This is a genomic window from Actinomycetota bacterium, assembly GCA_040881665.1.
GTDB lineage: Bacteria > Actinomycetota > UBA4738 > UBA4738 > HRBIN12 > JBBDWR01.
Window position 1 is genome coordinate 1 of sequence record JBBECT010000005.1, and the last position, 12,127, is coordinate 12,127.

The window sequence follows — 12,127 nt, forward strand, 5'->3', positions numbered from 1 at the left end:
CTGAGACACGGCCCAGACTCCTACGGGAGGCAGCAGTGGGGAATCTTGCGCAATGAGCGAAAGCTTGACGCAGCGACGCCGCGTGGGGGATGAAGGCCCTCGGGTTGTAAACCCCTTTCGGCAGGGACGAAGCGAAAGTGACGGTACCTGCAGAAGAAGCTCCGGCTAACTACGTGCCAGCAGCCGCGGTGAGACGTAGGGAGCGAGCGTTGTCCGGATTCATTGGGCGTAAAGCGCGCGTAGGCGGCCCGGTAAGTCGGATGTGAAATCCCGGAGCTCAACTCCGGAACTGCACCCGATACTGCCGGGCTCGAGGTAGGTAGGGGAGATCGGAATTCCTGGTGTAGCGGTGGAATGCGCAGATATCAGGAGGAACACCGGTGGCGAAGGCGGATCTCTGGGCCTTACCTGACGCTGAGGTGCGAAAGCTAGGGGAGCGAACAGGATTAGATACCCTGGTAGTCCTAGCCGTAAACGTTGGGTGCTAGGTGTGGGCGGTTATCAACCCCGTCCGTGCCGTAGCTAACGCATTAAGCACCCCGCCTGGGGAGTACGGCCGCAAGGCTAAAACTCAAAGGAATTGACGGGGGCCCGCACAAGCGGCGGAGCATGTGGCTTAATTCGACGCAACGCGAAGAACCTTACCTGGGCTTGACATGCGGGGTAAAGCCGTGGAAACACGGTGCTCTACGGAGCCCGCACAGGTGGTGCATGGCTGTCGTCAGCTCGTGCCGTGAGGTGTTGCCTTAAGTGGCGCAACGAGCGCAACCCCTGTCCTTAGTTGCCAGCGGATCATGCCGGGAACTCTAGGGAGACTGCCGGTGCCAAACCGGAGGAAGGTGGGGATGACGTCAAGTCATCATGCCCCTTATGTCCAGGGCTGCACACATGCTACAATGCGTGGTACAGAGGGCTGCGATCCCGTAAGGGGGAGCGAATCCCACAAAGCCACGCTCAGTTCGGATCGAGGTCTGCAACTCGACCTCGTGAAGCTGGAGTCGCTAGTAATCGCAGATCAGCAACGCTGCGGTGAATGCGTTCTCGGGCCTTGTACACACCGCCCGTCACACCACGAAAGTGGGTAACACCCGAAGCCGGTGGCCCAACCCTTGGGAGGGAGCCGTCGAAGGTGGGACTCGCGATTGGGGTGAAGTCGTAACAAGGTAGCCGTACCGGAAGGTGCGGCTGGATCACCTCCTTTCTAAGGAGCCTTTGGCACATCCGCACCGCCGGCATCCGTCCGGCGGCTCGCGGGAAGGCACCTGGTTGAGGGCGCACTGGGTCGGCACACTGTTCAGCTCCGAGGGTGCGAGCTCTCGATTGCACCTTGAGAACTACAGAGCGAGCGCGAGCATCTACAGTCAAGTTATTAAGGGCTTACGGTGGATGCCTTGGCGCCAGGAGCCGACGAAGGACGCGTCTAGCTGCGAAAAGCCTCGGGGAGCTGCTAAGAGAGCTTTGATCCGGGGGTGTCCGAATGGGGAAACCCGGCTGGGGTCATGCCCAGTCACCCGTGTCTGAATACATAGGACACGAGGAGGGAACCGCCCGAAGTGAAACATCTCAGTAGGGCGAGGAAGGAAAAGCAACCGCGACTCCCCTAGTAGTGGCGAGCGAACGGGGAACAGCCTAAACCGACACGGTGTGATAGCCCGGTGGCGTTGCCGTGTCGGGGTCGTGGGACCCGCACCGATCCATACCGGTGGATCGAAGGAGTTACAAAGCCGACACCTAGCCGAAGGCCATGGAAAGGGCCGCCGCAGCAGGTAACAGCCCTGTAGGCGAAAGGCGATCGGCCTCCTCGCGGGGATCCCGAGTAGCACGGAGCCCGTGGAATTCCGTGTGAATCTGGGGGGCCCACCCCCTAAGGCTCAGCACTCCCTGGCGACCGATAGTGAACCAGTACCGTGAGGGAAAGGTGAAAAGTACCCCGGGAGGGGAGTGAAAGAGTACCTGAAACCGTGAGCCTACAAGCTGTCGGAGCTCTTGCTGGGCAACCAGTTAGAGTGACGGCGTGCCTTTTGAAGAATGAGCCGGCGAGTTTGCGATCTGCGGCGAGGTTAAGTCTCCTGACGAAGCCGAAGCGAAAGCGAGTCCGAAATGGGCGCACAGTCGCGGGTCCAAGACCCGAAACCGAGTGATCTAGCCATGGGCAGGTTGAAGCGGGGGTAAGACCTCGTGGAGGACCGAACCCACCAGGGTTGAAAACCTGGGGGATGACCTGTGGTTAGGGGTGAAAGGCCAATCAAACTCGGTGATAGCTGGTTCTCCCCGAAATGCCTTTAGGGGCAGCCTCGGGCGTTCTCCAGCGGAGGTAGAGCACTGCTTGGGCTAGGGAGCCTACAAGCTTACCGAACTCAGGCAAACTCCGAATGCCGCTGGACCAGAGCCCGGGAGTGAGGGCGCGGGGGCTAAGCTCCGTGTCCGAGAGGGAAACAACCCAGATCGCCAGCTAAGGTCCCTAAGTTCGTGCTAAGTGGTAAAGGATGTGAGATCGCCCAGACAACCAGGAGGTTGGCTTAGAAGCAGCCACCCTTGAAAGAGTGCGTAACAGCTCACTGGTCAAGTGGTCTTGCGCCGACAATGTAACGGGGCTCAAGCACGACACCGAAGCTGCGGGATCGGCCAGATGGTTCGGCGCACGGGGGAGGCCCCATGCGTCCAGATCGGTCGATCGGTAGGGGAGCGTTCCCAGGCGAGTGAAGCGGCGGGGCAACCCAGTCGTGGACGCCTGGGAAGTGAGAATGCCGGCATGAGTAGCGAGAGACGGGGGAGGAGCCCGTCCGCCGGATGCCCAAGGGTTCCTGGGGAAGGTTCATCCGCCCAGGGTTAGTCGGGACCTAAGCCGAGGCCGAGAGGCGTAGGCGATGGACGACTGGTTGATATTCCAGTACCACTTCATCCGCGCCCCGGCCGAATCCAGGTCGCTAAGGGAACCCCTTCGGGGGCTACCGACCCACCTGGTACTAGGCCAGCGAAGGGGGGACGCAGGAGGGTAGCTCGACCCAGGCGTTGGTTGTCCTGGGGTAAGCGTGTAGGGGGGCCACCCAGGCAAATCCGGGAGGCCGTCAACCCTGAGACGCGATGCCGAACCGTTCTAGGTGAAGCGAGTGATCCCATGCTGCCGAGAAAAGCCTCTAGCGAGTGGATGAGGTGCCCGTACCCCAAACCGACACAGGTGGGCACGCAGAGAATGCGAAGGCGATCGAGATAACTCTGGTTAAGGAACTCGGCAAATTACCCCCGTAACTTCGGGAGAAGGGGGACCGCGCTAGCGTGTAGGACTTCGCGTCCGAAGCGCGATGCGGTGGCACAAACCAGGCCCAAGCGACTGTTTACTAAAAACACAGGTCCGTGCTAAGTCGTAAGACGACGTATACGGACTGACGCCTGCCCGGTGCCGGAACGTTAAGAGGAGGGGTTAGATCTTCGGATCGAAGCTCCGAATCTAAGCGCCGGTAAACGGCGGCCCTAACTATAAGGGTCCTAAGGTAGCGAAATTCCTTGTCGGGTAAGTTCCGACCTGCACGAATGGCGTAACGACTTGGGCGCTGTCTCAACCGGAGACTCGGCGAAATTGCACTACGAGTAAAGATGCTCGTTACCCGCAGCAGGACGGAAAGACCCCGGGACCTTTACTGCAGCTTGGTGTTGGGTTTTGGCATGTGTTGCGTAGGATAGGCGGGAGGCTGCGAAGCCCTCATTCCGGTGAGGGTGGAGCCACCCTTGAAATACCGCCCTACACTTGTTGAGACCCTAACCCTCGCCCGTGATCCGGGTGGGGAACAGCGCCTGGTGGGCAGTTTGACTGGGGCGGTTGCCTCCTAAAGAGTAACGGAGGCGCCCAAAGGTTCCCTCAGTCTGGTTGGCAATCAGACGGCGAGTGCAAGGGCACAAGGGAGCTTGACTGCGAGACCGACGGGTCGAGCAGGTGCGAAAGCAGGGCCTAGTGATCCGACGACGCCTAGTGGTAGGGTCGTCGCTCAACGGCTAAAAGGTACCCCGGGGATAACAGGCTGATCTTCCCCAAGAGTCCATATCGACGGGATGGTTTGGCACCTCGATGTCGGCTCGTCTCATCCTGGGGCTGGAGCAGGTCCCAAGGGTCGGGCTGTTCGCCCGTTAAAGAGGCACGCGAGCTGGGTTTAGAACGTCGTGAGACAGTTCGGTCCCTATCCGCTGTGGGCGCAGGAGATCTGAGAGGAGCTGCCCCTAGTACGAGAGGACCGGGGCGGACGAACCTCTGGTGTGCCAGTTGTCGCGCCAGCGGCACGGCTGGTTAGCCACGTTCGGAAGGGATAAGCGCTGAAAGCATCTAAGTGCGAAGCTCGCCTCAAGATGAGATCTCCCACTGGGAAACCAGGTAAGGCCCCTCGTAGACCACGAGGTTGATAGGCCGGAGGTGGAAGCACGGCGACGTGTTGAGCCGACCGGTACTAATAGGCCGAGGACTTGACTCTTACTCGCGCTCGCTCTGGAGTTCCGAGGTCATCGGGACTCGCACCCTCCTTCTTCGAGGCGTCGCCGGCACCTGCCGGCGTCGCTTTCGAGCAAGGGTTTCGGTGGCAATGGCGGAGGGGATCCACCCGGTCCCATCCCGAACCCGGACGTTAAGCCCTCCAGCGCCGATGGTACTGCCCTGGTGACGGGGTGGGAGAGTAGGTCGCCGCCGGACATCTTCACGAAAGCCGCCCAGACGTCGGGCGGCTTTCGTTCGTGGTGGGCACGCCGCCCAGACGTCGGGCGGCTTTCGTTCGTGATGGGCACGCCTCTGAGGTGTCGCGCCTCGGTCCATCGGCCGGAAGACCTAGCCCTTGGTCCCTTGTCATCCGGGGCCCCGACCCGGGAGGATGGTCGGGTGCGTCCCGGTCGATCGGGACGAGGTTTTCCCCGCGGTCGGGCGGGGACGGCCGGGGGTTCACCCCGACCGCAAAGAACATGCGAGCCAGCGGTTACCCGCGGAAGGAATCGGAGATCATGGGACGTCACACGCGAGGCGCTCGGCGCCGTTTGATCGGATCGATCGCCGCCCTGGGGATCGTCGGAGCTCTCTTGACGGCACCGGGGTCGGCCGGAGCGGCGATCGGCGCGCAGGAGATCGCCGGTGGCCTGGACATCCCGGTTACCTTCGACGTGGCCGACGACGGCACGTTCCTGTACGGGGAACGGTTCACGGGCGAGATCCGCTGGTTCGATCCCACCGACGACTCCGACACGCTCTTCGTGGACGTGGGCACCGTCGGGGAGGAGCAGGAGCAGGGTCTGATCAACGTGGCGCTGCACCCGGACTACCCGGCGACCCCGTACGTGTACGCCTTCGCGACGCGGATCCTTCCGAAACAGGGCGGCGGGACGAAGATCCGCAACCAGCTGCTCCGCTACACGTCGGTCGGTGGGGTCGCGATGGGCAAGCCCACGGTCCTGTTCGTCAGCACCCCCGGCCCGGCGCACAACGGCGGGCGCCTGCACTTCGGTCCCGACGGCAAGCTCTACGTTTTCGTCGGTAACCACGGGATCGCGACGGCCGCGCAGAACCGCGCCAACCCGTTCGGCAAGGTCCTGCGTCTCAACGATGACGGCACGACCCCCGCCGACAACCCGTTCGTCGGGCAGGCCGGGATCGACGCGCGGATCTACGCCTACGGCATGCGCAACGGGATCGGTCTGACCACCGACCCCCTCACCGGGAAGATCTGGCAGACAGAGGCGGGCCCTGAGTGCAACGACGAGATCAACCGGCTGCTCAAGGGCCGCAACTTCGGGTGGGGGCAGAACGCGACGTGCGTCACGCCGCCGAAGGCGCCTCGGAACACGAACCAGGATGGCCCGAACCCGGTGCTGCCCGCCTCGTTCTTCAAGGCGGTCGTCACCCCGACCGGCATCGCGTTCTGCGACGGGTGCGGTCTCGGCGCCGAGGCGGAGGGGATGCTCTTCGCGGGCTCGTTCAACGATCGACGGATCCGGATGCTCGAGCCGAACGAGATGCGCCGGAAGATCGTGTCGCGGACGAACATCCTGACGAACAGTGGTCCCGTGCTGGCGGTCGAGGTCGGGCCGGACGGAACGATCTACTTCAGCGACGAGAACCAGATCCTCGAGCTGACGAGCGTCTGAGCGGAGCGCGGGAGATGACCATCGTTCCGCGGGATCGTCGCAGCCTACGTGCGTTCGCATTGATGCTGCTCGCGGTAGTGTCGGCCGGGCTGCTCTCGGCCCCCTCGTGGGCGACGGGGGAGGGACCGGGCGATGCGACGCGCCGAGGTGCCGCCCCCATGGGCGTCGCCGAGTCCGCTCATGTGATCGCTGCCGGGGACATCGCGTGCGATCCACGCGACGAGGACTTCAACGGGGGCCAGGGGAAAGACGGCCGGTGCAAGCAGATGGCCACGAGCGACCTCTGGGTGGACGCTCCCGACGTGGAGGCCGCGCTGATCCTCGGCGATGTCCAGTACGAGGACGGCAAGCTACGGAAGTTCGAGCGCTCCTACGATCCTTCGTGGGGCCGCGGGATCGGTGTCACCCTCCCGGCCCCGGGCAACCACGAGTATCGGACGCCAGGAGCGCAAGGCTATTTCGACTACTTCGGTTCGGTGGCACAACCCCCGGGTTGGTACTCGGCCGACGTCGGTCCCTGGCATCTCGTCTCGCTGAACTCGACGTGCCCGCCCGTCAACTGCGCCGTGGACTCGCCGCAGGTCGAATGGCTGCGTGACGACCTCGCCGAGGATGACTCCGCGTGCACCCTCGCGTTCTTCCATCACCCCCTGATCGCGTCGGTCGGGCCGGCGGGGGATCCGTCGTTCCCCAAGGTGAAGACGTTCTGGCGGGCGCTGTTCCGCGATCGCGCGGATCTGATCCTCGTGGGGCATCAGCACACCTACGAACGCTTCGCACCGATGACCCCGAAGCTCGTCGCGAACAGCACGAAGGGGATACGGCAGTTCATCGTGGGGACCGGCGGCAAGGACATCCACCAGCAGGACTTCGTCGCGCCGAACAGTGAGCGCCGGATCCGCAAACACGGGATCTTGCACCTAGAGCTGTCCGAGGGCTCGTACGCGTGGGCCTTCGAGACGATCGCGGGCAACGTCCTCGACGAGGGAACCGGATCCTGCGTGTGACCGGGCGCCGATCGGGCGCTCGTCGCCACCTCGCCCGGCAGGTTCCCCGGACGCGGCGCCGGGAGGTGTCCGTCCACCGCAGGTAGGCTGGGGCCCATGCCCCGCCCCTCCCAACCTCGCCCGGCGCGCGGTCGTGGCCGCGGTCCCGCCGGCCCGAGCCGTTCGACGGCGGTCTCGACCCTGCCGAAGGACGTGGTGGGCGAGATTCGGCGTGCGGCGAAGCCGGGACGCGCCGACGAGGCGATCGCCGACCTCGAGCGCGCGACCGTGCTCCTCGAGCGCGGGGATCCCCGCGCCGCCGCCCGGGAGGCGGACAAGGCCAAGCGATCGGCTCCCCGGGCCGGGGTCGTCCGAGAGGTGCTCGGACTGGCGCACTACGGAGAGGAGCAGTGGCACGAGGCGCTCACCGAGCTCCAGGCGTACCGACGACTCTCCGGCCGGCAGGACCAGAACCACGTGATCGCCGACTGCCAGCGAGCCCTCGGCCATCCCGAGAAGGCCGTGGCTCTCGTGACCGAGGCGTTGCGCGATCGTGAGCTAGGGATCGAGGTGAAGGCGGAAGCGATCGTGGTCGGGGCCTCCGCCCTCGCCGATCAGGGACGCTACGACGAAGCACTCGCGATGCTCCGTCGTGCGAAGACCGATGCCGAGGTCGGGAGGGGGCCGGCCCTCCGCGTGTGGTACGTCACCGGAAGCGTCCTCGAACAGGCCGGGCGGCTCGACGAAGCGCTCACCGAGTTCAGGAAGGTCGCCCGCCACGACGCCGGCGCGTTCGACGTGCTGGAACGGGTCGCACGGCTGGAGGCCGCCGGGGCCCGCTCGGGACCGCCCCGCGGGCAAGGACGAGGATCCCGGTCCCGTACGAAGGCTCGAGGCGGTCGTGACCGCGGCTGAACGGTCTGCCCGGACGTCTACGCCGGCGTCGAGGGTGGGTCGGTATCGGGTCGCTTGGACCAGTAGCGGGCCAAGCCTGCCCCGTTCATCCGGATGCTCGACAGCACGTCGTACTTCTCCATGTCGATCGGTTCGCCGGCATCGGTTTCGTACTCCCGCGATCCCTGCTGGGTGAGCAGGTCGGTGATCTCCTCGACGTCGGCGTCTGTCAGCAGCGCCCGGCGAACGGTCTCGCTCCACGCCAGGAGCCGCTTCTCCGCGAGCTCGCAGAAGTGTTCGACCGGGGCAACCGAGCCGAAGTGGGACAGAAGCAAGAGGCGGCCGCGTTCGCGGATCCGCCGGATACTCGCCACGCCGGCGTCGACGTCGACATCGGGCGGCGGAACGGCGGGTCGCAAGACCCCGACATCGGGGATGTGCACGCCGAGAGCGTCACCGGTGAACACCGCGCCGGTGTCGGAGTCGACCAGGCACAGATGGTGTGACGCGTGACCGGGGGTTTCGAACACGTCGAGGGTTCGGTCCCCGAGCGAGATCCGCTCTCCCTCCCCGGCGGCGCGGATCCGGTCCGCCGGGGCGGGGAGCACATCACCGTAGAAGCTTCGGATCCGGTCGAGCCCCCCGTAGGCGCGCGCGGTGCTGGCGACGAGCTTCGTCGGATCGGCGAGGTGGGGAGCTCCGCGCTCATGGACCCAGATCGTCGCACTCGGGAACGCATCGGCGAGCGTTCCGACGCCGCCGGCGTGGTCGAGGTGGATGTGGGTGACGATGAGGTGGGCGAGGTCGCCGGGATCGAACCCGAGCATCCGCAGACCGGCGAGCACCGACGGTGCGGAGGCTGCCGGACCGGTCTCGATCAGCGCCGGCTCGGCTCCGCGAACGAGATACGCGGAGGTCACCTGATAGCGGTCGAGCATGTGGGTGTCGATCGCAGAGATCCCCGGGGCGACGTCGAACGTGTCCTGCATCGGGTCGAGTGTAGTCGCGGGGTGCGCATCGACGCGGCGGTGCACGAGTCCGGTGGTACACGAGTGCGTCGGTGCCGGTCGGTAAGCTTCCATCGAACGTCGAGGGAGGGAGCTTTCGATGGTGACGGTCAACGTCGTCGTGCTCGCGGGTCGTTGAAGGCCCATGTGACCTCGAACATGTTCGAACATGCCTATGCGTGGACACGACGGACGCGGCGCAAAGCAACGAGGGGTGAGGCGAAGATTCAGGCATCAGAGGTTCCGCGTGCGGTGGCTGCGGCCATGTCGGTCGCGTCAGCGCTTGACCTGACAGTCAACGACGCGGTCGTTCTTCACGACTCGAACAAGCTCGCACTCCGTCTGCTGCCTTGTGACGTCCTTGCGCGAGTCGCACATGTAGGGCAGGAGGTCGCACAGTTCGAGGTCGAGCTTGCTCAACGGCTCGCCGAAACCGAGAGCCCTGTGGCTGCTCTGGAGCCACGAGTGGAGCCGCGCGTCTACGAGCGTGACGGCTTCGTGGTAACGCTGTGGACGTACTACGAATCGGTTGCACCTCCCGAGGTCTCACCAGCCGATTACGCAAATGCGCTCGAGCGGCTTCATGACGGCATGCGGACGCTCGATATCACGGCGCCGCACTTCACGGATCGAGTCGCGGAGGCTCAACAGCTCGTTGCGAGCAGCGACCGCACTCCGGCGCTCGCCGCCGCGGACCGCGAGCTTCTCAGCAACATGTTGCGAACCCCGAGACGAGCGATCGAGGACCGCGGCGCACCCGAGCAGCTGCTGCACGGCGAGCCGCATCCGGGCAACGTGCTCAGCACGAAGAACGGGTTGCGGTTCATCGACCTCGAGACGTGTTGCCGTGGGCCTGTCGAATTCGACCTCGCCCATGTGCCCGAAGAGGTCAGCGGGCGTTATCCGGACGCTGATCAAGACCTGCTCCGCGAGTGCCGCATCCTGGTTCTCGCGATGGTCGCAGCGTGGCGCTGGGACCCAGGTGACCAGCTCCCGAACGGGCAACCAGCCGCGCGGGAACTCCTACGCGCCCTACGCGAGGGTCCGCCGTGGCCGGCACTCGACATCGTGATGAGCCGACTCGGTGATCCGTAGGCTCTTGCCACGATGGGTTGTCGAGGCGGCCGTCCCCCCAGGAGGATCCGGTGCCACAAACCGATCCGTGAGGGTCCTCGCGGGCACCGTCGCCGCGGAACCGGTGGTCCGCCGGCTGCCGTCCGGCGATCAGGTGACCGAGCTCAGGATCTCCGTTCCCGAGTCGGGCAGGCGGCTCCTCCCTCTCCCGGTCGCGGTGTGGCACGCCACGACCGGACCCGCCGAGCTCGAGCGCATCGGGAAGGGTGACCCGGTGCTCGTGCACGGGCAACTCGTCCGTCGGTTCTACCGAAGCGGTTCCGGGGCCCGGAGCATCACGGAGGTGGTCGCCCAGGGATCCGGAAGCTGGAGCGCGGCGACGCCCGGATCACCCCCATCGATCCGGGTGCCGACGGAGGGGAGCCCTAGACCTCCAGCGGGCGGAGCACCATGCCGGTTCGCGGCTTCGGCCAGAAGAAGGTGGACTTCTGCGGCATGCGGCGGCCGGTCGCCACGACGTCGCGGATCCGTTCGGGTGTGGTGGGGGGCAACAGGTACGCGGTCCTGGCCGCGCCGGCACGCACCGCGTGCTCCGCTTCTTGCGCGTCGTGGGTGAACCGGATCTCCCCCTGCTCCACCTGTCTGGCGAACCCCGGGACCTGGTGCAGCGCGCGGACCGCGGGCGCGGGTCCGTGCAGGACGAGGGTGTGCCAGATCGGTTCGCCGCCCCCGCGTCCCTCGTCCGAGGTGAGCACCGCGATTGTGGGGACGGGTCCGTCGGAGAGCGCTCTGGTCGCCTCGGCACGGTTCCTCGCCGGTCGAAGCTCCACGTCGCCGGGAGGATCGGCGGTGCCGACACGGTGGATCGGCAGCACGGGCGGATCCTCGGTAGCCCCGTCGACCAGCAACATCATCAGCCGGTCCCAAGGACCGGGACCGTGCGCGGACCCCATCTCGTCGCGGTAGCGCAGCGCCGTCGTATAGCGGTGGTGTCCGTCGGCGACCAACAGCACGTCGTCCGACGGGGGATCGGGAGCGGGGCCGGGTCGGGTCCACAGCCGATGTCGCGTACCGCTCCCGTCGGTGACCTCGATCGCCGGCAGGGTTCTGGCGGCCTCGTCGAGCGCGGCGGTGAGTGCGGGTCGCGGGCCCGGATACAACGCGTACACGGGCGACACGTTCGCCCGAAGTGCGCGGAGCAGACGCAGTCGATCCTCGACCGGACCGGGCATCACCTCCTCGTGGGGGAGCACTCCCTCTCCCCACGGGGTCAACTCGACCGTGGCGATCAACCCCCGGATACTGCGCGGCGCCCCGTCGAGCTCGAACCGCATCTCGTAGACGAACGTCGATGGGACGGGGGTCGGGCACAGCACCCTCGACCGTCGCCAGGTCTCGAGGAGCGAGGCCGCACGCGTATACTTGTTGTCGTGCTCGTCGTCTCCGGGTCGTTCCTCCGACAGATCGATGTGTACGACGTTGTGCGGATCGGTCGCGAGCGCGCGACGCGCGTCGATACCGACGGTGTCGTACGGCGGCGCGGTGAGGGACGAACCGGGCCCCAGCAGGCGGGCGTCGTAGAGAAGGCCGGTGAAGGGCGTGATCGCTGGCATGGACCCCGTGTATAGCAGCAGCGATCCGCTGTGGCCCCCGAGCGGGATCCGACCTGGCGCGCCCGAGCGGTCGGAACTCGCCGCTCCTGGCTCGGTCTACGACCTGTACGCGCGTGGGGTCGCGCTGCTGCGCGACGGGCATCCCCATCAGGCGGTGACCGTGCTCGCGCGCGCGAAGGCCAGGGAACCCGAGAAGGTGTCGATCCGCGAGGCGCTCGGTCGAGCCCTGTTCATGAGCGGTCACGCTCGGCGCGCCCGTCGCGAGTTCACCAAGGCCGTCGCCCTGCAACCGACCGACGACTACGCGCACTTCGCGCTCGCGTTGGCGTGCGAGCGCACGGGCCAGCGATCCCGGGCGTTGGGCCATGCCAAGCTCGCGCAGGCGATGAACCCCGCGGTGCCCGCCTACGGTCGGGCGCTGCGCAGGCTGACGGCCTGA

Annotated in this window: 7 protein-coding genes, 3 rRNA genes and 1 pseudogene; 9 read left to right on the forward strand and 2 right to left on the reverse strand. The window is 65.9% G+C overall.

Annotation, left to right across the window (positions count from 1 at the left end; genetic code table 11):
- The 6 genes from WEF05_05720 to WEF05_05745 form a co-directional block, all read left to right on the forward strand.
- A 16S ribosomal RNA gene (locus tag WEF05_05720) occupies positions 1-1,201 on the forward strand; the annotation flags it as partial.
- Positions 1,202-1,359: 158 nt separating this feature from the next.
- Positions 1,360-4,460: ribosomal RNA gene (locus WEF05_05725) — 23S ribosomal RNA — on the forward strand.
- A 98-nt stretch (positions 4,461-4,558) separates the two neighbouring features.
- Positions 4,559-4,675: ribosomal RNA gene (gene rrf / locus WEF05_05730) — 5S ribosomal RNA — on the forward strand.
- Positions 4,676-4,977: 302 nt separating this feature from the next.
- Entirely contained in the window at positions 4,978-6,114 is a 1,137-nt protein-coding gene (locus WEF05_05735) for a PQQ-dependent sugar dehydrogenase (GenBank protein ID MEX1101386.1), read from the forward strand.
- A gap of 14 nt (positions 6,115-6,128) precedes the next feature.
- Positions 6,129-7,121, forward strand: a complete 993-nt coding sequence (locus WEF05_05740; protein ID MEX1101387.1) for a metallophosphoesterase — start codon at positions 6,129-6,131, stop codon at positions 7,119-7,121.
- Between the two features lie 96 nt (positions 7,122-7,217).
- On the forward strand, positions 7,218-8,015 hold the full coding sequence (locus WEF05_05745; protein ID MEX1101388.1) for a tetratricopeptide repeat protein: 798 nt from the start codon (positions 7,218-7,220) through the stop codon (positions 8,013-8,015).
- Between the two features lie 17 nt (positions 8,016-8,032).
- On the opposite strand, the gene WEF05_05750 is transcribed toward WEF05_05745, so the two are convergent.
- Positions 8,033-8,983 carry an MBL fold metallo-hydrolase gene (locus WEF05_05750; GenBank protein MEX1101389.1) on the reverse strand — a complete coding sequence of 317 codons (951 nt, stop codon included), beginning with the start codon at positions 8,981-8,983 and terminating at the stop codon, positions 8,033-8,035.
- Positions 8,984-9,226: 243 nt separating this feature from the next.
- On the opposite strand from WEF05_05750, the gene WEF05_05755 reads away from it, so the two are divergent.
- Together WEF05_05755 and WEF05_05760 are read left to right on the forward strand one after the other, a co-directional pair.
- Positions 9,227-10,096: an aminoglycoside phosphotransferase family protein gene (locus WEF05_05755; protein ID MEX1101390.1), complete on the forward strand. Its 870-nt coding sequence runs from the start codon at positions 9,227-9,229 to the stop codon at positions 10,094-10,096.
- Between the two features lie 67 nt (positions 10,097-10,163).
- Positions 10,164-10,418, forward strand: a pseudogene (locus tag WEF05_05760) (single-stranded DNA-binding protein).
- Positions 10,419-10,500: 82 nt separating this feature from the next.
- On the opposite strand, the gene WEF05_05765 reads toward WEF05_05760, so the two are convergent.
- Positions 10,501-11,688: a DUF1015 domain-containing protein gene (locus tag WEF05_05765; protein MEX1101391.1), complete on the reverse strand. Its 1,188-nt coding sequence runs from the start codon at positions 11,686-11,688 to the stop codon at positions 10,501-10,503.
- On the opposite strand from WEF05_05765, the gene WEF05_05770 reads away from it, so the two are divergent.
- On the forward strand, positions 11,666-12,127 hold the full coding sequence (locus WEF05_05770; GenBank protein ID MEX1101392.1) for a tetratricopeptide repeat protein: 462 nt from the start codon (positions 11,666-11,668) through the stop codon (positions 12,125-12,127). The genes WEF05_05765 and WEF05_05770 overlap by 23 nt on opposite strands.